A 22,525-nucleotide genomic window follows, 5' to 3' on the forward strand; every position below is an offset into this window, starting at 1 on the left:
TGCTCACTCAGCTTTGCTCGCCGGGCTTGGGCTTGCGCAACAAATATGTGCCGTGCAGTGGCGCGTGATAATCGACCGAGACCAGCGTAAAGCCGACATCGGTCAGCATACGCTCGATCACCCAGCCGAAGGTCGAATACTCGTCACGCATGTGGGTGACGACGCTGTCGCGCGAAAAGCCGTGGTTCTTGATATTGAAATCCGCCCACGCCTCGACGTCGCGCTCGGACCCATCGGGCGTGCTGACGAAGACGATGTCGCGCAGGAAGAAGCTGGCGCCCGGTTTCAGCGCGTTATAAATCCGCGACAGCGCCACCGCCTTCCAGAAATCCGGCAGATGATGCAGCGTGAACTCGCTGACGATCAGGTCGTAGGAATTGGGCTGATAGGCAAAGCTCAGCAGCCCCGCCGACTGGGTGCGGATCGCGACCTTGCGGTCGCCGGCCTGGATCTTCGCCAGCGCGAGCATGGCCGGCGAGATATCGATGGCGTCAACTTCGGCACCGAGTTGGGCGGCCTCGCAGGCCAGCACGCCGTTGCCGCAGCCGATATCGGCGACGCGCCAGCCGGGCTGTACGCCCAGCATGGTCAGCGCCGCGCGGGCGCGGCTGTCGCGGTCGTCGTCCAAATCGTAGATCGAAGCCACCGCGGAATCGAGGCCGATCTGCCGCCGTTCATTATAGTACCAGTCGCGCGCCAGCATGATTCACATCCCCTCGGGCCCACGCCCGATCGCGGCAACACCCGTGCGCGACACCTCGACAAGGCCGAGAGGGCGCATCAGGTCGATGAATTGGGAGATCTTGGCTGAATTTCCCGTGATCTCGAACACGAAGCTTTCGGTGGTGGCATCGATCACCCGGGCGCGGAAGGCATCCGCAAGCCGCAACGCCTCGACCCGGTTGTCGCCGCCGCCACGCACCTTCACCATCGCAAGCTCACGCTCGATCGAGCGGCCGGTCAGCGTCATGTCGACGACGCGGTAGACCGGGATCATGCGGTCGAGCTGATGCTTGATCTGCTCGATCACCATCGGCGTGCCGGTGGTGACGATGGTGATGCGCGAAACGTGCTTCTTGCTCTCGGTCTCGGAGACCGTGAGGCTTTCGATGTTGTAGCCGCGGCCGGAGAACAGCCCGATCACCCGCGCGAGTACGCCCGGCTCGTTCTGCACCAGAATGGAGAGCGTGTGGGATTCGACCGGATCACGGCGCTCTTCCATGAAATAGGCGGATGCGGGCTGGTTCATCTCAAATCCTCGTTCATCTCTCGTTCGTCATGCCCGGCCTTGTGCCGGGCATCCACGTCTTAACTCTCAGCGAGAAGGAAGACGTGGATGGCCGGGACGTCCAGCGCGAAGACGCGCTTCGCGCTTTTGCCCGGCCATGACGGCTTTTTTTCTCGAACTCATCACACCGCCACCCGTCGTTCGGTGTCCACGGCGACATCCATCCCGACCCATCGACGAAACAGATCGAAATCGATATTGCCGCCGCTCAGGATCAGGCCGACGCGCTTGCCGCGGTTTTTCGCAACTTCCACAAGTGCTGCCGCCAACGCTGCGGCGCCGGCGCCTTCTGCCAGGTTATGGGTATCGATCCAGTAGGCACGGATCGCCGCGGCGATCTCCGCATCGGTGACCTGCACGATACGCGAGGCGCCCTTGCGGATGATCTCGAGCGCGTCCGCATCGGGGATTCGCGTTGCCATGCCGTCGGCCAGCGTGTTGCTGGTCTCGGTGGTGACGATGGTGCCGGCGGCAAACGACAGCGCATAAGACGGCGCCAGGGTCGACTGCACGCCGACGATCTCGGTGGTCAGTCCAAGCAAATCGCGGGCGAGGATGCAGCCGCAAATGCCGGAGCCTTGCCCGATCGGCACATAGATCGTGTCGAGGTCGGGCGCACTGCGCAGCAGTTCGAGCGCGTAGGTCGCAACACCGAGCACCAGATCGGAATGGAACGACGGCACCATCTCGAATCCGCTGGCCTCGGCGCGGCGGCCGGCCTCTTCGCGCGCGGCCTGGAAATCGTCGCCGTGCTCGACCAGGTCGGCGCCAAACGCCTGCATCGCGCGGTTCTTCTCGACCGAATTGCCACGCGGCACCAGGATCGTCACCGGCAGGCGGTGGCGGCTCGCCGCAAACGCCAGGCTCTGGCCGTGATTGCCGCGGGTCGCCGAAATCAGCCCTGCGACGGCGGGCCGCTCGCGCTTGAGGCGATCGACATAGACCAGTCCGCCGCGCACCTTGAAGGCGCCGGTCGGCGTGTGGTTCTCATGCTTGACGACAACGGTGGCGCCGAGCCGTTGCGACAGCAGCGGCCATGCATGCGCGGGCGTCGGCGGCATCGAACGGCCGACCACCTGCTGCGCACGCTCCAGTTCGGCGAGGTCAAACATCTGCTCGCCTCCCTTTCACCCTCCCCTGGAGGGGTCGAGACGAGCGAAGCTCGCTCTCTGGGGTCGATCGCTTCGATAGAAGCGGTCGGGGTGGGGTGGCGATTTGTTCATCCGCAACCCACCCCACCCCGCCTCGCAGCTCGCTACGCTCGATGCGAGCCGACCCTCCCCCTCCAGGGGAGGGTGAGAACGAGACGCGGCGACGGCTAGTACCAGACGCGATTGCCCTGCCGCGCGCGGGGAGAGGTGAAGGATACGTCTGTGTCGTTGCCATCCTCACACCAGCGCCTTGCCGCCGGCGAAGGCGGCAGCGGTGGCTTCGTCATTGGCTTCCGCCGGCAGCAGCATTTCGTTGTGCGCCTTGCCGGACGGGATCATCGGGAAACAATTCTCCAGCGCCGCCACCCGGCAATCGAACAGCACCGGACGCTTGACCGAGATCATCTCCTTGATCGCGCCGTCGAGATCGCCGGGCTTGATGGCCCGGATGCCGACCGCGCCATAGGCTTCGGCCAGCTTGACGAAATCCGGTAATGCTTCCGAATAGCTGTGCGACAGCCGGTTGCCGTGCAGCAGTTGCTGCCACTGCCGCACCATGCCCATGTACTGGTTGTTCAGGATGAAAACCTTGATCGGTAGTTCATGTTGAACCGCCGTCGACATTTCCTGCATCGTCATCTGCACCGACGCATCGCCGCCGATGTCGATCACCAGACTATCGGGATGCGCGACCTGGACGCCGAGTGCTGCCGGCAATCCATAGCCCATGGTGCCGAGACCACCGGAGGTCATCCAGCGATGCGGCTCCTCGAAGCCGAAGAACTGCGCGGCCCACATCTGGTGCTGGCCGACTTCGGTCGTGATGTAGGTGTCACGCCCGCGCGTCAGTTCGAACAGCCGCTGGATCGCGTATTGCGGCAGGATGACATCGCTGTTCTTCTTGTAGGACAGCGAATTGCGCGCGCGCCACTTCGCGATCTCCTGCCACCACGGCTTGATGTCCGGCTTTTTGGCTTCCGCCTTGAACACCTGCAACAGATCCCCGAGCACGTTGCCGACGTCGCCGATGATCGGGATATCGACCCGGATGTTCTTGTTGATCGAGGACGGGTCGATGTCGATGTGGATTTTCTTCGAGCCCGGCGAAAACGCGTCGGTCCGTCCGGTGATGCGGTCGTCGAAACGCGCGCCGACGCACAGCATGACGTCGCAATCATGCATCGCCATGTTGGCTTCGTAGGTGCCGTGCATGCCGAGCATGCCGAGCCAGCTCTTGCCCGACGCCGGATATGCTCCCAGGCCCATCAGGGTCGAGGTGATCGGAAAGCCCGTAACCTCGACCAGTTCACGCAGCAGCTTCGAGGCCTCCACCCCGGAATTGATGACGCCGCCGCCGCTGTAGATCACCGGACGCTTGGCCGAGGCGAGCAACGCCACGGCCTTGCGGATCTGCCCGGCATCGCCCTTGACCCGCGGCGCATACGAAATATGCACGTCGGATTTGCGCGGCGGATGATAGGTGCCGGTCGCGAACTGCACATCCTTGGGCACGTCGACGACGACCGGGCCCGGGCGGCCGGTGCTCGCGACGTAGAACGCCTCGTGCAGCACCTTGGCCAGATCGTTGACGTCGCGCACCAGCCAGTTGTGCTTGGTGCAGGGCCTCGTGATGCCGACGGTGTCGCACTCCTGGAACGCGTCATTGCCGATCAGATGTGTCGGCACCTGGCCGGTGATGCAGACCAGCGGGATCGAGTCCATCAGCGCGTCGGTCAGCGGCGTCACCATGTTCGTGGCGCCGGGTCCCGATGTCACCAGCACGACGCCCGGCTTGCCCGTGGAGCGCGCATAACCCTCGGCGGCATGGCCGGCGCCCTGCTCGTGCCGAACCAGGATGTGCTCGACTTCGCTTTGCTGGAAAATCTCGTCATAAATCGGAAGCACTGCGCCGCCCGGATAGCCGAAGATATGCTTGACGCCGTGATCGATCAGCGCGCGCACGATCATGGCGGCACCGGTCATCTGGCTCGGGTCGTGGCTGTTGTCACTCATGGCTGGCTCCGGATCCGCAAGACGTCAGCGGCTTTCTTCAGTTGGGTTGTCTCGATCAGTCAGCTTGGACGATACAAAGAGGTGGAAAATAAAAAGGGGCCCGAAAGGACCCCTGCACACCGCCCGATTTTGGATGGCCTTAGCCATCCCCGGCGGTGCGCTTGGGTACGACGACGATAAGGAGTTTGGTAATAATATTACGCATTTTGCGGCTCAAGCTTCCCGAAGGTTGCGCGGAACATAACGCCGAAACCCCAGAAGTCAAGGCAAGGCGCTCGCTCAACGCGATTTTGGGAGCTTAGCGGGGTTCCGGGCGTTGGGCGAGTGTTTTTCGGGCGTGTACTGCGCATGGCTGAGACGCCGTAGCCCGGATGAGCTTTTGCGACATCCGGGGATGCGCTTCATCCCGGACATCGCAAGAGTCATCCGGGCTACGCGAACAGCCCGTCCGCCCACCCCCGCGCCGTCTCCGGCGCTACCCACTCGAATTCCGGCAGTTGGTGCCGGAACCAGGTGAATTGCCGCTTGGCGTAGTGGCGGGTATCGGCGCGGCCGATCTCGGCGGCTTCCTCCCGCGTGATCTCCCCCGCAAGATGGCGGATCAACGCCGGCACGCCATGCGCCTTCATGGCCGGGAGCAGCGGATCGAGACCGCGCGCCGCCAACGCCGCGACCTCCTGCAGCGCACCCGCTTCCAGCATCGCACTGAACCGCGCATCGATCCGTGCGTACAACGCATCGCGTTCCGGCGCGAGAAACAGTGCGCGAAATGCCCCCTGCGGCAACAGCGGCGGCAAACCATCGCGATGCCAATCGGTCAGCGAACGCCCGGTGGCCTCGACCACTTCGAGCGCGCGCGCGACGCGCGTGCGATCGCGCGGTTTCAGGCGTTCCGCGCTGGCCGGATCGCGCCGCGCCAGTTCGGCATGCAACGCCTCGACGCCGTTTTGTTCGAGCCGGGCGCGGACGCTGTCGCGAATCCCGGATGGAACCGGCGGCACCGCCGACAGCCCGCGCGTCAGCGCCTTGAAGTAAAGACCCGAACCGCCGACGAAAATCGGCAAGCGGCTTTGTGCGCGCGCCTCGTTGAGCGCGGCCGCCGCGTCATCCACCCAACTTCCCGCCGAGCAATTCACCGCGGCGTCGACATGGCCATAGAGCCGGTGCGGCACACGCGCTTCTTCCTGCGGCGTCGGCCGCGCGGTGATGATGCGGAGGTCGCGGTAGACCTGCATCGAATCGGTATTGATGACGACGCCGCCGGCCCTTTCGGCGAGCGCCAGCGCCAGCGCCGACTTGCCGCTGGCGGTCGGCCCTGCGATAAGCAGCGCAAGCCCGTCTGCCGTCTGGCCTGCCTCCTGAAGCGAATTGCCGCGCATGTCTCTCGTCGCCACGCTGATCTGCCATCCCGCCAATCCCGCGCTCGATAGCACGGTCGTCGACGGCGCGCGCGCCATTCTTAGCGAAGCCGGCCCGGCGCATTGGCTGTTTCACGAGGTCGCCGTCGATATCCCCTTTGCAAGCGACGAACCAATCGCTGCCATCGTCACCCGGCTCAAGCAGGCGCGCGGCGATCTGCCGATCGACGTCGTGGTGCAGCCGCAGATCGACCGGCGCAAGAAGCTTTTTCTGGCCGACATGGATTCCACCATGATCGGCCAGGAATGCATCGACGAACTGGCGGATTTCGCCGGCCTCAAGACCCACGTCGCTGCGATCACCGAACGCGCGATGCGCGGCGAAATCGCGTTCGAGCCGGCGCTGCGCGAACGCGTCGCGCTGCTGAAGGGCGTGGCCGTCGGCGTGGTCGACGAGGTCCTCAAGCAACGCATCACGCTGACGCCGGGCGGCCGCGAACTGGTCGCGACCATGCGCGCCCATGGTGCCTATACCTGCCTGATCTCGGGCGGCTTTACATTATTTACCAATGCGATCGCGGCCATGGTCGGCTTTCAGGAGAACCGCGCCAACGAGTTGAAGGTTCTGGACGGCAAGCTCACCGGCGAGGTTGCCGAGCCGATCCTGGGCCGCGCCGCCAAGCTCGCAACCCTGATTGAACTGCGCGAGTCCTTCGATCTCGACAATCTCGACACGCTGGTGGTCGGCGACGGCGCCAACGATCTCGGCATGATCGAGGCCGCGGGCCTCGGCGTCGCCTACCACGCCAAGCCCGCGGTCGCGGCGGCCGCCGCCGCGCGGATCGACCACGGCGACCTCACCGCATTGCTGTATGCGCAGGGCTACCGGCGCGAGGAGTTTGTCGGGGGATAGGTTCGTGTCGTCTCGGCGAAGGCCGGGACCCACCGGAACCGTCATCCTGAGGAGCGGCCACTTGGCCGCGTCTCGAAGGATGATGTTCAGCTCGGTGCTTGCGGCCATCCTTCGAGGCTCGCAAGAGCTCGCACCTCACGGGTGAACGCAATTGCGTTCATCCCAGGGATGACGTCGAAATAGCTTCACAGGCTCAAACGCGGGGACACATACGCCGTGTCGGCGATGTTCCGAACAGCGTCAGTGTGCCTGTTGAAACGACGCATCGTCATCGTAAGCGCCAGGGGTATGGGTCCCCGCCTGCGCGGGGACGACGAACCTATTTGGCACGAACGACCAGCTCCACTGAGCAGGCTACTGCACGCTCAACGCCACGAAGCGCAGTTCGCCGTCGGAGTTGGCGATCAAGAGCAGGACGGATTTCTTGCCGTCTTTCTTCAGCTGGTCGATGCGCTTCTTGACGTCGGCGGTGTTGCTGACCGCTTCCTGTGCCACCTCGACGATCACCTCGCCCGGGCTGAGGCGCTTTTCGGCGGCGTCCGAACTGCCGTCGACATTGGTGATGACGACGCCCTTGATGCTGTCTTTGACCTTGTACTTGCCGCGCAAATCCTTGCTCAAGGTCGCAAGGTCGAGGCCAAGCACCTTTTGCGTCACCGGCTTGTCCGCCGGCTCCTGCGTCTTGTTGGAAACCTGCACCGGCTTGTCGGTGTCCTCGAGGCGGCCGAGCGTGACCTTGACGGTCTGCTCGGCACCCTTGCGGATGATGACGACGTCGACCGCCTTGCCGACCGCGGTGTCAGCCACGACGCGCGACAGGTCCTTTGGCTCCTTGATCTCCTTGCCATCGAACGTAACGACGACGTCGCCGGGCTCGATACCGGCGGGCTTGGCCGGACCCTTGTCATCAACACCGGCAATCAGGGCGCCGCGCGCGGGCTTGATGCTGAGGCTTTCGGCGATTTCATCGGTGACCTGCTGGATGCGGACACCGAGCCAGCCGCGGCGAAGCTCGCCGAACTGCCGCAACTGATCGACCACGCCGGCAACGGTCTTGGAGGGCACGGCAAAGCCGATGCCGATCGAGCCGCCGGTCGGCGAGATGATCAGCGTGTTGACGCCAATAACGTCGCCATCGAGATTGAACAGTGGACCGCCGGAATTGCCGCGGTTGATGGCGGCATCGGTCTGGATGTAGTTATCGTACGGGCCCTGGCTGATATCGCGGTTGCGCGCCGACACGATGCCGGCCGTCACGGTGCCGCCGAGGCTGAACGGATTGCCGATCGCGATCACCCATTCGCCCAGCCGCAGCTTGTCGGAATCGCCAAACTTGACCGCGATCAGCGGCTTGCTCGGCGTGAACTTGAGCACCGCGAGATCGGTCTTCTTGTCGACGCCGACCAGATCGGCCTTGAACTTGCTGCCGTCGTTCATGATCACGGTGATCTCGTCGGCATCCGCGATGACGTGATTGTTGGTCACGACGATGCCGGCAGTGTCGACGATGAAGCCGGAACCGAGCGAGGTGGTCTTGTGCGGCTGCAGGTCGCCGCCTCCGCCACCCGGGCCGCCGCGGCGGTTCTTGAAGAAATCGTCAAAAAACTCCTCGAACGGCGAGCCCGGCGGCAGCTTCGGCATCGCGCCGCGGCCGTCGCCGGAAGGGCCGCTCTTGGCCTCGACGGTCTGCGAGGTCGAGATGTTGACCACCGCGTCGATCACCTTCTCGGCGACATCGGCGATGCCGTCGGGGCCGCGCGCGAATGCCGGCGGCGCCAGCACGAGGCAGCTTGCGCCGAGGCAGATCGCGGCCAACCATGGGCGCAGGCGACTGGAGCGCGTCAAGCGCGCACCAGTTTTCCGCTCTGACGCGTTTTCTTCACGCGGACCGGTTCCCACTCCGCTCGAAAACGCTTTAGTCAAGGCTGGGATCGCGGCGGTCATATGGGCTCTCTCTGTCTTTCAAGAACGGAACGGCGTTGCAGCGCAATGTGCGCCCGAACCGGGCTGCGGCGCAAGCATCGAGGGGTCATTTCGTCGTCATGCGCGCAGGGCCGAATGCGGCAAAAATCGGCGCGGCGGCCCACCCTGCTTTGAACCCGCAGTCTTTTTTGCTTCAACCGGAGCGGGCTCCAGAGCCTTTTCCGTTCCGATACATCGGAACGGGGCTCTGGTCTTTTGTTTTAACGCGTTTTCTACCGCAGATAAGTCTACGCAATCTGCGCAGATTGCTATGCGAACCGGTAGCCACGGAGCCTGTCATCGGGCGCGCATTCGCTTGACCCGTTGGCTCGAAAACGCTTTAGCGCCTGATAACCCAGATCAGGATCAGGCCTGCGACCGCCGATCCGATACCGACGACGCGCAGCACGTTGTCCGGCGTCGCCAGCGCGCTCTTCATCGCCCGGCGCATCCAGGCCGGGCTGGCCGCGAACATCAGGCCTTCGATCACAAACAGAATACCCACACCGATGAGGAAGTCGGCGAACGCTATGGACCTCATCGGACTGGAACCTCCCGTTTGACGTTGTTTTTTGACATCGGGGCCGAAGCAGCGTCCCGCTTCGACCCGTTGGTGCTTCGACTTGCGCGCTACGGCTTCGCCGGCGTCGGCGGGGCCGCAGTCGGAGTGCCCGATGCATTACCGAAGAACCTGAAGAACTCCGAATCCGGCCGCAGCAGGAACCTGGTATCCGCGCTCTTCAAGCCGTTCTCATAGGCCGTCATCGAACGGTAGAACGCGAAGAAGTCCGGATCCTTGCCATAGGCCTCGGCAAACAACCGGTTGCGTTCGCCGTCGCCGTCGCCGCGCACCTGCTCGGAGGTCGAATTGGCTTCGGCGACGATCACGGTGGCTTCGCGATCGGCGTTGGCGCGGATTTCCTGGGCCTTTTGCGCGCCCTGAGCGCGGTATTCGGCCGCTTCCTGTTCCCGCTGGGTCTGCATCCGCTTATAGACCGGCACGCTGTTCTGCTCCGGCAGATCGGCGCGTCTGATCCGGACGTCGACCACCTGGATGCCATAGGCGTCGGCTTCCTTGTCGACCTGATCGCGGATCCTGTTCATCAGGGCTTCGCGCTCATCGCGCACCACCTGGATGAAGGTGACCTCGCCGAGTACGCGGCGCAGCGACGCGTTCAGGATCGTGGTCAACTGGGTGTTGGCGGCCTGGATCGAGCCGACGGTCTGGTAAAACCGCAGCGGCGTCTTGATGCGATAGCGCGCAAACGCATCGACCACCAACCGCTTCTGATCCGAGGCGATGACTTCCTGCGACGGATTTTCCAGATCAAGGATACGCTTGTCGATCGGGATTACCGTATCGACAAAGGGCGCCTTGAAATGCAGCCCGGGATCGGTGACGACGCCGACCGGCTCACCGAGCCGCACCACCAACGCCTGTTCGGTCTGATCCACGGTGAACACCGCGCTGTAGCCGACGATGACGACGGCCAGCAGCAAGAATAACACGACAATACCTGTAACCGGGGATCTCATCGCGTGCTCCCGCCCTGAGTTTGTGGCTGGCCCGTGCTCGTTGTCGCCGTGGGCGGACGTCGCGGCGTCAGTTCATTGAGCGGCAGATACGGCACCACGCCCTGCGCGCCGGAGGCTCCGCCGCCATCATAGATAAGTTTCTCGGAACCGCCGAGGACGCGCTCCATCGTCTCCAGATAGATGCGCTGCCGGGTAACGTCGGGCGCCTTCTTGTATTCGTCATAGACTTTCAGGAAGCGCGCGCTCTGGCCCTTGGCCTCAGCGACCGCCTGCTGCTTATAGCCTTCGGCGGCCTGCAGGATTTGCGCGGCGCGTCCCTTCGCATCTGGAACGATCCGGTTGGCATAGGCTTGAGCCTCGTTCTGCAGGCTCTCGAGATTGGCGCGGGCGGCCTGCACTTCACGGAAGGAATCGATCACTTGCGCCGGCGGATCGACCTTCTGCATCTGCACCTGCTGGATCAAGATGCCTGAGCCATATCGGTCCAGCGTCGTCTGCATCAGTTCCTGCACATTTGCTTCGATCGTGGTTCGGGCGCCAGTCAGGATCGGCTGGATGTTTGATTTGCCGACGACCTCGCGCATCGCGCTTTCGCCGACCGCCTTCACGGTGCCTTCGGGATTCTGGATGTTGAACAAATAGTCGGCGACGCCTTTCGGCTTGATCCGCCACAACACCGTAAAGTCGACATCGACGATATTTTCGTCGCCGGTCAGCATCAGGCTTTCCTCGGGCACGTCGCGCATGGTGCGGCCGCGCCGCGCCGGATCGTCGATCAGCGTCATGCCGATGCTCAAGGTGGAGACGCGCAACGCCTTCGGCAGCAGCACGGTCTCGATCGGATACGGCAAATGATAGTTCAGTCCGGGAAAGGTTTCTCCGACATACTTGCCGAACCGCAGCACCACGCCCTGCTCTTCGGACTGCACGCGATAGAAGCCGGACAAGCCCCAGATCACCAGCGCGGCAATCAGAACAAGCGCGATCCCGACGCCGCTGAAATATCCGCCCGGCAGCAATTGCTGAAGCCGGTCCTGCGCGCGGCGCAGCAGATCCTCAAGGTCGGGCGGCCTCGGTCCCACCGGTTGCGGTCCAGAGCCCCATGGTCCTTTCGGACCGGAGCCCCACGGGCCTCCGCCTTGATTCTTCCACGGCATCAACACTCTCCTCAGCGGGGCCCACGGGATACGACACCCGGCCTCGCAATCTGGACGGCTTTATAGGGGACGGCCCCGGCCCTTACAACGCAAGCTTCCGGTTCGAAGCAGCTAAGCCTGGGGCTACAATTGTCAATCCAAAGATTACCGGACGGGGTTAATGCGACTTTCGCCTTATATACGTCACATAGGAGAAGTCGGCCGCCGTATGTAAGTTACATAGGAAAACGCCGCACTGTCGTCCGGACCGGCTGGATTGTGAACACGCGCGGCCTCTTGCCAGTCAGCGGCATCGATTGCGGCGAAATATGTATCGCCGGCAGGCCGGGCGTGAACTTCGGTCAGCTCCAGGCGATCGGCAAACCCGATCCATTGCGCGTAGATTTCCGCGCCGCCGATCACGGCGATCTCGGTGGCTAAACGCCGCAGCGCGTCGCCGGTCGCGACCGCGCGGGCATCGGCAAACGACGTCGTCACCACCGCGCCCGGCGTGCGAAAATCCGCATCGCGCGTGATGACGATGTTGGTACGTCCGGGCAGCGGGCGACGCAACGAGACGAAGGTCTTGCGGCCCATCACCACCGGCTTGTCGATCGTCATGGCCTTGAAGCGCTGCATGTCGGATTTCAACCGCCATGGTATCGCGCCGTTGGCACCGATCACGCCATTCTCGGCCACCGCGGCGATGAGGATGATTTTTGGACGCACACTGATTTCATCAAGAGCCTGGGCCGTCGCGGTCACACCGCGACTCATACGGCCACCTGGGCCTTGATATGCGGGTGCGGATCGTAGCCTTCGAGCACGAAGTCTTCATACCGGAAGGCGAAGATGTCCTTCACATCGGGATTGATCTTCATCACCGGCAGCGGCCGCGTCGGTCGCGTCAGTTGCAGGCGGGCCTGTTCGAGGTGATTGGAATAAAGGTGGGTGTCGCCGAGCGAGTGCACGAAGTCGCCGGGCTTCAAACCCGTCACCTGCGCGACCATCATCGTCAGCAGCGCATACGAGGCGATGTTGAAGGGCACGCCGAGAAAAACGTCGCCCGAGCGCTGATAGAGCTGGCACGATAATTTGCCGCCGGCGACATAGAACTGGAACAGGCAATGACACGGCGGCAACGCCATCTTGTCGACCTCGGCCGGATTCCAGGCGCTGACGATCAGCCGCCGCGAATCCGGGTTGCGCTTGATCATGTCGATGACGTTGGCGATCTGGTCGATGCTGCGCCCGTCGGGCGCCGGCCATGACCGCCATTGCGATCCATAGACCGGGCCGAGATCGCCATTGGCGTCCGCCCACTCGTCCCAGATCGAAACGCCGTTGTCCTGGAGGTATTTGATGTTGGTGTCGCCTTTGAGGAACCACAACAGCTCGTGCACGATGGCTTTGAGCGGCAACTTCTTGGTGGTCAGCATCGGAAAGCCGGCCGCCAGATTGAAGCGCATCTGATGGCCGAAGACCGAGAGCGTGCCGGTGCCGGTGCGGTCGTGCTTTTCGGCACCGTCCGAGAGAATCCGTTCAAGCAGGTCGTGATACTGGTTCATGGCGCGTGGGCGGTCCTGAGGAGGCCGAAAACTTTAGCGACCCGTCGGGCCGCGGGCAGCGGCGATTCGGCGGTCGCCTGGGATTATACCCTGAAAAATGAAAATCCGGCCCCTGTCCGGCAAGAGGCGGTCCCCGGTTCCCTCAGCCGATCAGGCCGATAAAACCAAGGCACCCGCCGGCCGCAAGCAGCCAGAGCGGGTTGAGCCGGGTCAGCGAGGCCGCAACCGCGGCGCCGATGGTCACCGCGGCGGCCACCCAGGTCCGGTCGGAGGCCAGCCCCAGAACCAGGCCGCTCGCCGCCATCAATCCGATCGACAGCGGAACCAGCGCGGCCTGAACGATGGCGGGCCAGCGCGCGTGGCTCGACCGCCCGAGAAAGCGGCTGACGCCATAGGCCAGCAGCGCCGTCGGAAGGCACATCGCCAACGTCGCGACCAGCGCGCCGCCGAGGCCGGCAACGGCGTAGCCGATCAGGGTGACGATCAGCACGTTCGGTCCAGGCGACAATTGCGAGATCGCGAACACATCGGCGAATTGTTTGTCGGTCAGCCAGTGATGGACCTCGACCGCAACCCGGTGCATTTCCGGCACGGCGGAATTCGCCCCGCCGACCGCAAATAGCGACATCAGCCCGAACGTCGCGGCCAATGTCAGAAGCGGATTGCCTTCCCCATTCATGTCGCGCGCCGCCGCATCACGATCGTGACGGCCAGGCTGATCGGGACCGCGACCAGCAGCACCGTCGCCAACGGCAACCGCGCCACCCCGATCGCGACAAACACCGCGAGCAGGAACACCAGTCCGACCGCATCGCGCTTCCTGAAGAGCGGCATCATCATCCGGAACACCACCGACAGCAGCAGGCCGACCGCGACGCAGGATACCCCGGCCAGGATGCGCCTGAGCGCATCGACGTCGCCGAATCGCGCATACAGCGTCGCCAGCACCGTCATGATGGTCGTGGGCGGGCCGAGCAAGCCGGTAAAGGCCGCGAGGCCACCCGCGAGGCCACGAAACCGCGAGCCGAACACCATCGTCAGGTTGACGATATTGGGTCCCGGCAAAAAATGGCACAGCGCGAAGGTCTCGTTGAATTCTTCCGCCGTCATCCAGCGATGCTGCTCGACGATGGCGCGCCGCGCGAACACCAGCACGCCGCCGAAGCCCGCAAGGGACATCTTGGCAAACGCGACAAATAGCTCGAGCAGGCTGGGCGGCGGTGACGTCAGGCTGTCCGGCGCAGGACTAGAGACAGGGCCTGGGACAGGAACGGCGACCGACGCTGAATCCGGTGGTGGCATGGCCCAGACTTAGAACGACGATCAGGCGAGGCCAACCGATATTCTCCGATTTCCACGCCTGGCGGTTTCGTGGCTGCCATGCCGCCCACAGATACCTGCCCAGGCCCCCGTACTGCCCAGGTCCTCATACTGCCAAGGTCCTCGTACCTGCCCAAGTCCTCGTCCGACCCTTGCCGAGATACTCGCCCGGGAGCTGCCGAGGCCCTGTTTTTCCTGCCTTTTGCGTCCTATATTTACTCGGCCGGCTCGCCGGCTGCGGACATAAAGTGCTGTCGCAATAAAGCTAATTCCATCAAGAATCGGCCTTTTACCCGGCTTTGTACTGGAATATTCATCCCCGGCGGTGCTGACCTTGGCCGCCAGCCGGGGTAGCATCGCTAAAATCGTGCGAGTCGGGTCTTGGGCATGCCTTGGGCAGCGCCCGCCGATCCCACCAGCAGCATTCTGAACGCGACAGGACAATCAATGGCGACCGATCATATCCGATACGACGTGCTGGCGCGCGACGCGCTGCGCGGGGTGCTGCGGCGCGTATTGATCGATGCGGCCGAGCATGGCCTGCCCGGGGAACATCATTTCTTTATTACCTTTCTGTCCACCGCCGAGGGCGTCAAGCTTTCGCCGCGGCTGTTGGCGCAATATCCGGAAGAAATGACCATCATTCTTCAGCACCAGTTCTGGGATCTGACGGTTCTGGAGGATCGCTTCGAGGTCGGCCTGTCGTTCGGCGGCATTCCCGAGCGTCTGGTGGTACCTTTCAATTCCATCAAGAGCTTCTTCGATCCTTCGGTGCAGTTTGGCCTGACGTTCGAGGCATCCGATGTCGCGACCGAGAGCCCGGCTGGAAATCTGCCCGCCGTCCCCGCCGCTGCCCAGGTGCCGGCAACATTGACGGTTCCCGAACCGGCTGTCGAAAATCAGGACGCCCCCGCTAAGCCGAGCGAAGGCGCCGAGGTCGTTCGGCTGGATCGCTTCCGCAAGAAATAATCCCGTACCCAAGACCTTTCTCAACAGACATCTCTCAACTCCTAGAATGAACGTTGCATCGGTTGACGGCGCAACGGACATCACCTGTGGATATTGCCTCATGGCCCATCCGGCGACTTCATCACATCCGACGCGCTCCGAGACCGACAGCTTCGGTCCGATCGATGTGGCCGCCGATCGCTATTGGGGCGCGCAAACGGAGCGGTCACGGCGAAACTTCCGCATCGGCCAGGACCGGATGCCGATGCCGATCATTCACGCGCTCGCGATGGTCAAGCTGGCCGCCGCCGAAACCAATCGCGAGCTTGGGCTGATCGACCAGCGCCGCGCCGGCGCCATCATCCGCGCCGCGCGAGAGATCATCGACGGCAAGCTCGACGATCATTTTCCGCTGGTGGTCTGGCAGACCGGTTCCGGCACGCAAACCAACATGAACCTCAATGAGGTGATCGCCAACCGTGCCAATGAACTGCTCGGCGGCAAACTCGGCGCCAAGCAACCGGTTCATCCCAACGATCACGTCAACATGAGCCAGTCCTCGAACGACTCGTTTCCGACCGCGATGCATATCGCCGCCGCGACGCGTATCCTCGCCGATCTGGTTCCCGCGCTCGAGACACTTCACCGCGCGTTGCGCGCAAAGGAAAAGGCGTTTGCCAAGATCGTCAAGATCGGGCGAACCCACACCCAGGACGCAACGCCGCTGACGCTGGGCCAGGAGTTTTCCGGTTATGCCGCGCAGGTCGAAAGCGGTATCGCGCGACTGCGTCTTGCGGTGAAGGATCTTTATCCGCTCGCGCAAGGCGGCACCGCCGTCGGCACCGGACTCAATTCGAAACCGAAATTCGCCCGCGCCTTTGCCAGGCATGTGGCCGGCCTCACAAAGCTGCCGTTCACCAGCGCCGCCAACAAATTCGAGGCGCTGGCCTCCAACGACGCCTATGTTTTCGCGCACGGCGCCGTCAATTCGGTGGCGACCGGCCTGTTCAAGATCGCCAACGACATTCGACTGTTGGGATCGGGGCCGCGCTCCGGCCTCGGCGAGCTGATATTGCCCGAAAACGAACCGGGCTCTTCGATCATGCCGGGCAAGGTCAACCCGACGCAATGCGAGGCCATGACCATGGTGTGCTGCCAGGTGTTCGGCAACCACACCGCCATCACGGTCGGGGGCAGCCAGGGGCATTTCGAACTGAACGTCTACAAGCCATTGCTGGCATATTGTATGATGCATTCCTTACAACTGCTCGCCGACGTCGCACGCTCGTTTACTGAGCATTGCGTCGAGGGAATACGTGCCAACGAAAAGCGCATCCAGGAACTGATGGAACGCTCGCTGATGCTGGTCACCGCGCTGGCACCCAAGATCGGTTATGACAACGCGGCCAAGGTCGCAAAGTCCGCTCACGCGCGCGGAACCACCTTGAAAGAAGAGGCTGTACGCCTTGGATTGGTATCCGCTGCCGAATTCGATCGATTGGTCCAGCCGAGCAAAATGACGCATCCGGGGTAATTTCGGCGCGGCTCACGGCGCAACGACCGCCGATATAATGCCGATATAATTATGACTCATAACAGCTAAAGACTGAGGCGGATCGGCTATTGCCGCTGCGCGTCCGCGTGGTACAGCACAGAATATTTTGTTTTCGCAGGGCGAAACACATTCTTTGATGCTATCTAGATAATGACCACGGGGATTTCCTTAGATGACGACCGAACAGGCCAACACCCGACGCGACAGCTCACGTCTTCGTGAAAGCGCCGCCTGCCCCTGCTTTGCCGGATGATGGGGGCAGCCATGGGGGATCTGGTCAACCTGAAGCGATTCAGGAAACGCAGTGAGCGGGAACAAGCGGCGAAACAGGCCGACACCAACCGGGCTCGATTCGGCCGAACCAAATCCGAACGCGCGCTCGATGAACAGCGCGCTAGCCGCGCCAACGATCATCTCGATCAACATCACATCGACGGCGAGGACGCCTCATGAAATCGCCCGTCGTCAAACGTTCGATCGTCGTTGCCGGTCACAAGACCAGCGTCAGCCTCGAAGAGGCATTCTGGAACGGCATGAAGGAAATCTCCGGGCTGCGGGACATGACGCTGTCCGAATTGGTGGGCGAGATCGACAGCAAGCGCCAGCAAGGCAACCTGTCGTCCGCGATCAGGCTTTTCGTGCTGGATTATTTCCGCACCCGTGCGATGGCGACGGTCACCGAAACCAAGCCGCAGATCTGACGCTTCTGGTCTGACTGTCGCAATTCGTCGGCGACGTGCTACGGCGACACCACGGCAAGCGCCAACAGCGAAAGCAACAGCGCCGGCGGCATTACGACCAGGCCCAGCTTTAGAAACTGCGCGGCGCCGACATGTTCGCCTTCGCGCCGCAGGACGATCAGCCAGAGAATCGTGGCGAGCGAACCGGTCACTGAAAGATTTGGTCCGAGATCGACCCCGATCAGGATGGCACCGGTGACATGGGTCGGGACCTGCGCCGCCTGACTGGTGGTCGCGGCGATCAATCCCATCGGCAGGTTGTTCAGTAAGTTCGATGCGACGGCGACCGCGACCCCCGCGACCCAGGACGTGGCCTGCGGCGCCGCGATCGACGCCTGCTTGAGAACACGCGCCAGCGCCGGCAGCACGCCGGTGTGGTTCAGGCCTTCGACCAGGATGAACAGACCTGCTACCAGCGGCAGCACCGACCACGAGACATCCCGCAACACCGGCAACGGCGATTGTCGCGAGATCGCCAGCACCAGCACCGTCACGATCGCGCCGGCGATGAAGGTCGGCAGCCCGAGATCGCGATCCATCGCGGACGCCGTGAGCAGCACGATCGCCGTCATCAGGATGCCGGATGCCGCGAGCTTTCCGGCGCGCGTCAGCGGCGCAATCGAATCGATCGCGGGGACGGACGTATCGAGCGCGCGGCGTTGCGTCAGCCGCAGCGCCAGATAGGTCGTGACGATCGCGGCCGCGGAAGGCAGCGCGAAGGCGCGCAGCCACTCGACCAGCGGCGGCATCTGCGTGCCGAACACGACGAGGTTGGCGGGATTGGAAATCGGCAGCACGAAACTTGCGGCATTTGCGATGAACGCACAGACGAACAGATATGGCAGCGGCTCGACCTTCGCAGCGCGGGTCGCCGCATAAACCGCCGGCGTCAGAACAACGGCGGTGGCATCGTTCGACAGCAGAACGGTCACCAGCGTGCCGACGACATAGACGATCAGGAACAAACGTTTCGCCGAACCGCGCGAATAGCGCACCGCCTGCGCCGCCAGCCAGTCGAACAGACCTTCCTTCCGCGCCACTTCAGCCAGCAGCATCATGCCGACCAGAAAGAAATAGACATCGGTGCCCTTGCCGGCGGCGGCGAGCGCGTCCGGCCATGGCAGCAACTGGAGCACCACCAGCAGCGCAGCGCCCGCGATCGCCCAGATGAATTCCGGCCAATTCCACGGACGCGCGATCACGCCAAAGGTGGCGAGCGCGGCGATCGCCCAGGTGGCGGCATCGGTGGTTGATATCACTCGGCCGCTGCCAATTTTGCCGGCACGCCCCGGGACATCGAACCGTCGCGCCGCGCACAGGCCGGCCGAAGAATCGAAGCAAATCCGAGCCACAGCGCGATCGAACCGAGCGCAAAGCTGCCGAGAATGAGAAACATCGCGCTATACCCGATCTCCTGGGCGATCCAGCCGCCGATCAGCGGGCTTAGCGATGCGCCAAGACCCTGGATGGTCATCACCGCCCCCTGCCCGACATTGACGCGCCCGCTGCCCTGCAGAATACGCGCGACGAGGCCCGGAACGGCGACACTCTGCAAGCCGGCGCCAACGCCGTCCAATATCTGAACCGGATACACGCCCCATTTGTTCATCACAAGCGCGGCAATGACGCCCCGGATCGGCAGCGCGATGAACGAAATCAGCAGCACCATCCAGTAGCCTTGCTTCTCGGCGAGACGCATCGCGATCAGCGACACCAAGATCATGACGCCTTGCGCCACGACGATGGTGATCGCGACGAATCCGGCCGGGTCGGCCTGTTTGGCCGAGACGACGGCGAGCCCGTAAAGCGGCAGCATCGCGCCATTGCCGAGGTGAAACAACGCCAGCGCCGCCGCCAGGATCAGCAACGGCCTGCATTCGAGCAGCACGGTGATGCCGCCCACGCCGACGCCATCGTCCTTGCCGCTGTCGAGCCCGCGCGCCTCGTCGTCGTCGATCGCATCGGTCGGGATCATCAGCACCGAGATGATCGACAGCACCCCGAACGCAGCGGCCAGCGCGAGCACGGCGGTAAACCCGAACTGCCACCCGAGCAGGCCCGACAGGCCGGCGCCGACCATGTTGCCGGCATGGTTGAATGCCTGGTTATGTCCGTTCTGCCGGTTGAATCCGGCCTGGCGAACGATGCCGAGCGTGATGCCGGTGACCGCCGGCCCGATCGCAGCCCCCGCGATCGCGGTTGCGACCTGCGACAGCGTCACCAGCCAGAAGCCTTGCGACAGCAACACGATGCCGGAAGCGATCACCGTGCAGATGCCGGGTATGATGACGTAAAGTTTTTTGCGCCTGGTGGCGTCAATGACCGCGCCGGCCGGCGTGGTCATGACCATGCCCGCGACGCCGCCGACCGTCATGACGGTGCCGATCAGCCCGCTTTTCCAGCCATGCGCCAGCAAGAACACGCCGAGGAATGGGCCGATTCCAGCCTGCATGTCGGCCATGAAGAAATTCAGCGACAGCAGCGGCCATACGGCTTTGGCGGCCAATTCGTTCGACGGTCGTGTCACCCGGGCGCTCCCTCGCCGGGATCGGCGATCGGCCGACTAACGCCTGAGACCCGGGTTTGGTTCGCGCATCGGCGGTCGGCGGAGGCATTTTCTCGAACTTCAGCCCATTTTCAACGCGCCAAAATGCAACGCGATCACGCTCGCGCAAGTCCCGGCGGCGAGCGCCCAAAGCGGATTGCGCTTGCTCAGGACGACGAACGCGGCGGTGAAAAGGCTGATGCCGATCGTGACGCCGTCGCGATCGGCGGTTCGCATCATCGCCACACCGCTCGCCAGGATCAGGCCGAGCGCGACCGGCACGATGCCTTCCTTGCCCAGTTGAAGCCATCGCCGGTCGGACCATCTTGCAATGGCGCGGCTGGCGATGAAGGCCAGCGAACAGGACGGGATCATGATCGCCAGCGTCGCCACCATAAGCCCGGCAAGGCCGGCGAGCTGCCAGCCGATCAGGCTCACCATGATGATGTTGGGACCTGGAGCGGCGTGCGAGATGGCGAAGAGATCGGCGAACGAGGCGTCGTTCATCCAGCCCTGGATTTCGACCACCTGTCGCCTGATCTCGGGCAGCACCGCGTTGGCGCCGCCGATCGACACCAGCGAGAGAATGGCGAACACATGCGCGATCCGGAACAGCATGGCAAAACTCATGCGCGTCGCTCCACTGCCGCGAGCGCGACGCTCAGCGGCACCATGGTGACGACGACCGGAACCAGCGGCCAATCGAGCAGCCCGATCGCGACGAACGGGATAGCCGCCACCACCAGCGCCAGCCGCGACGGCTTGATCTTTTGCGTCATCTTTAGCGCGGTTCCGAGCACGAGGCCCGCGGCGCCCGCGGCGGCGCCGATCAGGGCGGCTCGCACCTCCGGGATCGACGCGAAGCGCTGGTAGACCACCGCCAGCGACGTCACGATCACCAGCGGCATCACCATCTGGCCGACGAGACACAGCAACACGCCGGTGACGCCCTGGAAACGGTCTCCCAGCATCACGGCGGCGTTCATGGTGTGGGGGCCCGGCAAGATCTGGCCGACGCCGAGGATCGCGGCGAACTCCTTGTCGGTCACCCACTGCCGCTCTTCGACAATCACGCGCCTGGCCCAGGGGGCGATGCCGCCAAATCCAAGCAGGCCGATCTTCAGGAATCCGAAGAACAGCTCACTTTTACTCACGGCACGGGATGCGACTTCACTTTCATCGCCCGCTGTGTCCTCGCTGTCCGTCATCGTTCCGCCCATGCCTGTCCCGCCCGCGATTGCCGTTGCGGTGAACCCAGCATACGAAGCCTGCGATGGCCCGCTTTCAAAAGCGGGTCAGAATGCGATAGAATTGGGCCATGGTCCGAAATATTCGCGCGCAGGAAATCGAAGCGCTGCCGAGGCCGATCGTCTCCGTCGGCAACGACTACCCGGCCGGCCATCTGCATCCCACGCATCGGCACGGCCGCTCGCAACTGCTGTTCGCCGAAATCGGCACGATGCTGGTGCGAACCGCGCAGGGAGCCTGGCTGGTCCCGACCCAGCAGGCGATCTGGATTCCCGCCGGCATCGATCACAGCATCACCATGTTATGCCGGGTCGCGACCCGCAGCGTCTATCTGAACGACAATGCCGCCCACGGCAGGACGAAATCATGTCAGGTGGTCGGCGTATCGCCGCTATTGCGGCAGCTCTTGATCGAAGCGGTCGATCTACCACCGGAGTATGACCCCGGCGATCGCGACGGCAAGATCATGTCGCTGTTGATCGACGAGATTGCGGCCGCGCCGGTATTGCCGCTCAGTCTTCCGCTTCCGACCGAAGCACGGCTGGCGGCAAGATGTCAGCGCTTTCTCGCTTCGCCGACGGCGCAGGACACCGTCGATCTCTGGTGCGGCGAACTCGGCTTGAGCCGCCGGACGTTGACGCGGATGTTCAAGCAGGAAACCGGCCTGACGTTCTCGGAATGGCAGCGGCGTGCCTGCCTGCTGTGGGCGCTGCCGCGTCTTCTGGCCGGCGACAAGATAACGACGGTCGCCTTCGATCTCGGCTATTCCAGCCCGGCCGCCTTCACTGCGATGTTCAAGCAACTGATCGGCAGCGCACCCGCGCTCTATCTCCGGCAGCGTCATGATGTCTGAATATGCCTTCGCGATCTCGCGACGCGCTGCGCCCGAGGTTTGCAAAATTCGTTCGCCCTAAAAATGGAGAGGGCGCAGGCGACCCTCAAGAGAGGGTGCAGGGAAGACCGGGTGCGCGCTGCACCCGCGGTCTCATGTGCAAAAGTAGCAAACAAAAAGCGCACACGAGCATACAGGTTCAGCGGAAGCAGTCCGGCCTTCCCTGCGCAATGGTTTTAACGGTCTGTTTCGTGCTCTCCCCGGCGAGACCATGCTTTGTTGTCACCGTCGCCAGCGTGATGCGAAGCATCATCGCGAACTTGATGCCGGCATCGGGGCATCAGGACCACACGACTTAACCGTCCGCCTCACGCGCTGTTCGTCAAAAGCGCATCCGCGTCCACCGCTCCCC

23 protein-coding genes are annotated in these 22,525 nt (G+C 63.4%); 6 read left to right on the top strand and 17 right to left on the bottom strand.

From position 1 onward, the window contains the following. Positions 1-7: 7 nt before the first annotated feature. From GSQ88_RS24415 to miaA, 5 genes are all read right to left on the bottom strand, one after another. Positions 8-703: a class I SAM-dependent methyltransferase gene (locus GSQ88_RS24415; protein WP_159010302.1), complete on the bottom strand. Its 696-nt coding sequence runs from the start codon at positions 701-703 to the stop codon at positions 8-10. A gap of 3 nt (positions 704-706) precedes the next feature. Then, complete coding sequence (gene ilvN / locus GSQ88_RS24420; RefSeq protein WP_159010303.1) at positions 707-1,249, bottom strand: acetolactate synthase small subunit; 543 nt, start codon at positions 1,247-1,249, stop codon at positions 707-709. Positions 1,250-1,410: 161 nt separating this feature from the next. Next, positions 1,411-2,400, bottom strand: coding sequence for a threonine dehydratase (locus GSQ88_RS24425; protein ID WP_159010304.1), 990 nt, complete (start codon positions 2,398-2,400; stop codon positions 1,411-1,413). 276 nt (positions 2,401-2,676) lie between these two features. Then, a complete protein-coding gene (locus GSQ88_RS24430) occupies positions 2,677-4,452 on the bottom strand; it encodes an acetolactate synthase 3 large subunit (protein WP_159010305.1) in 1,776 nt (591 codons plus the stop codon). 431 nt (positions 4,453-4,883) lie between these two features. Next, positions 4,884-5,831 (bottom strand): tRNA (adenosine(37)-N6)-dimethylallyltransferase MiaA, encoded by a 948-nt coding sequence (gene miaA, locus GSQ88_RS24435; protein WP_159010306.1) that lies wholly within the window; start codon positions 5,829-5,831, stop codon positions 4,884-4,886. Between miaA and serB the strand changes: the two genes are divergently transcribed. Further along, complete coding sequence (serB, locus tag GSQ88_RS24440) at positions 5,830-6,723, top strand: phosphoserine phosphatase SerB (protein ID WP_159010307.1); 894 nt, start codon at positions 5,830-5,832, stop codon at positions 6,721-6,723. The genes miaA and serB overlap by 2 nt on opposite strands. Before the next feature lie 354 nt (positions 6,724-7,077). On the opposite strand, the gene GSQ88_RS24445 is transcribed toward serB, so the two are convergent. The 8 genes from GSQ88_RS24445 to GSQ88_RS24480 all read right to left on the bottom strand — a co-directional run bounded on the left by GSQ88_RS24445 (position 7,078) and on the right by GSQ88_RS24480 (position 14,227). After that, positions 7,078-8,568, bottom strand: a complete 1,491-nt coding sequence (locus tag GSQ88_RS24445; protein WP_246784977.1) for a Do family serine endopeptidase — start codon at positions 8,566-8,568, stop codon at positions 7,078-7,080. Between the two features lie 457 nt (positions 8,569-9,025). Next, complete coding sequence (locus GSQ88_RS24450; protein WP_159010309.1) at positions 9,026-9,226, bottom strand: DUF2065 domain-containing protein; 201 nt, start codon at positions 9,224-9,226, stop codon at positions 9,026-9,028. An 89-nt stretch (positions 9,227-9,315) separates the two neighbouring features. Then, a complete protein-coding gene (hflC, locus tag GSQ88_RS24455) occupies positions 9,316-10,221 on the bottom strand; it encodes a protease modulator HflC (protein ID WP_159010310.1) in 906 nt (301 codons plus the stop codon). Beyond that, complete coding sequence (gene hflK, locus GSQ88_RS24460; protein WP_159010311.1) at positions 10,218-11,378, bottom strand: FtsH protease activity modulator HflK; 1,161 nt, start codon at positions 11,376-11,378, stop codon at positions 10,218-10,220. Before hflK ends, hflC begins: the two co-directional genes overlap by 4 nt. Before the next feature lie 183 nt (positions 11,379-11,561). Further along, a complete protein-coding gene (locus tag GSQ88_RS24465) occupies positions 11,562-12,086 on the bottom strand; it encodes a dihydrofolate reductase (RefSeq protein ID WP_246784979.1) in 525 nt (174 codons plus the stop codon). A gap of 44 nt (positions 12,087-12,130) precedes the next feature. Beyond that, positions 12,131-12,925 (bottom strand): thymidylate synthase, encoded by a 795-nt coding sequence (locus GSQ88_RS24470; protein ID WP_159010313.1) that lies wholly within the window; start codon positions 12,923-12,925, stop codon positions 12,131-12,133. Positions 12,926-13,067: 142 nt separating this feature from the next. Further along, the gene (locus GSQ88_RS24475) at positions 13,068-13,604 is read right to left on the bottom strand and encodes a chromate transporter (RefSeq protein ID WP_159010314.1); all 537 of its coding nucleotides are present in this window, start codon (positions 13,602-13,604) and stop codon (positions 13,068-13,070) included. Further along, positions 13,601-14,227 (bottom strand): chromate transporter, encoded by a 627-nt coding sequence (locus GSQ88_RS24480; RefSeq protein ID WP_159010315.1) that lies wholly within the window; start codon positions 14,225-14,227, stop codon positions 13,601-13,603. The genes GSQ88_RS24475 and GSQ88_RS24480 overlap by 4 nt, the downstream gene beginning before the upstream one ends. Positions 14,228-14,692: 465 nt before the next feature. Here GSQ88_RS24480 and GSQ88_RS24485 point away from each other — a divergent pair, with 465 nt between their 5' ends. From GSQ88_RS24485 to GSQ88_RS24500, 4 genes are all read left to right on the top strand, one after another. Then, complete coding sequence (locus tag GSQ88_RS24485; RefSeq protein ID WP_159010316.1) at positions 14,693-15,214, top strand: SspB family protein; 522 nt, start codon at positions 14,693-14,695, stop codon at positions 15,212-15,214. A 100-nt stretch (positions 15,215-15,314) separates the two neighbouring features. Next, a complete protein-coding gene (fumC, locus tag GSQ88_RS24490; RefSeq protein ID WP_159010317.1) occupies positions 15,315-16,727 on the top strand; it encodes a class II fumarate hydratase in 1,413 nt (470 codons plus the stop codon). A gap of 285 nt (positions 16,728-17,012) precedes the next feature. After that, positions 17,013-17,201 carry a DUF4169 family protein gene (locus tag GSQ88_RS24495; protein ID WP_159010318.1) on the top strand — a complete coding sequence of 63 codons (189 nt, stop codon included), beginning with the start codon at positions 17,013-17,015 and terminating at the stop codon, positions 17,199-17,201. Then, positions 17,198-17,449: a ribbon-helix-helix domain-containing protein gene (locus GSQ88_RS24500; protein ID WP_159010319.1), complete on the top strand. Its 252-nt coding sequence runs from the start codon at positions 17,198-17,200 to the stop codon at positions 17,447-17,449. Before GSQ88_RS24495 ends, GSQ88_RS24500 begins: the two co-directional genes overlap by 4 nt. Positions 17,450-17,487: 38 nt before the next feature. Here the strand turns inward: GSQ88_RS24500 and GSQ88_RS24505 are convergent, their stop codons facing one another. From GSQ88_RS24505 to GSQ88_RS24520, 4 genes are all read right to left on the bottom strand, one after another. Continuing rightward, positions 17,488-18,747 carry an arsenic transporter gene (locus GSQ88_RS24505; protein WP_246784983.1) on the bottom strand — a complete coding sequence of 420 codons (1,260 nt, stop codon included), beginning with the start codon at positions 18,745-18,747 and terminating at the stop codon, positions 17,488-17,490. Continuing rightward, positions 18,744-20,015, bottom strand: a complete 1,272-nt coding sequence (locus GSQ88_RS24510; protein WP_349628238.1) for an MFS transporter — start codon at positions 20,013-20,015, stop codon at positions 18,744-18,746. The genes GSQ88_RS24505 and GSQ88_RS24510 overlap by 4 nt, the downstream gene beginning before the upstream one ends. Before the next feature lie 99 nt (positions 20,016-20,114). Next, complete coding sequence (locus GSQ88_RS24515; RefSeq protein ID WP_159010320.1) at positions 20,115-20,663, bottom strand: chromate transporter; 549 nt, start codon at positions 20,661-20,663, stop codon at positions 20,115-20,117. Beyond that, positions 20,660-21,241, bottom strand: a complete 582-nt coding sequence (locus tag GSQ88_RS24520; RefSeq protein ID WP_210253880.1) for a chromate transporter — start codon at positions 21,239-21,241, stop codon at positions 20,660-20,662. Before GSQ88_RS24520 ends, GSQ88_RS24515 begins: the two co-directional genes overlap by 4 nt. 110 nt (positions 21,242-21,351) lie before the next feature. Between GSQ88_RS24520 and GSQ88_RS24525 the strand changes: the two genes are divergently transcribed. Further along, positions 21,352-22,134, top strand: coding sequence for an AraC family transcriptional regulator (locus GSQ88_RS24525; RefSeq protein WP_159010322.1), 783 nt, complete (start codon positions 21,352-21,354; stop codon positions 22,132-22,134). Positions 22,135-22,525 lie beyond the last annotated feature (391 nt).

It is taken from the genome of Bradyrhizobium sp. S69 (assembly GCF_009766005.1).
In the GTDB taxonomy this organism is placed as follows: Bacteria; Pseudomonadota; Alphaproteobacteria; order Rhizobiales; family Xanthobacteraceae; genus Bradyrhizobium.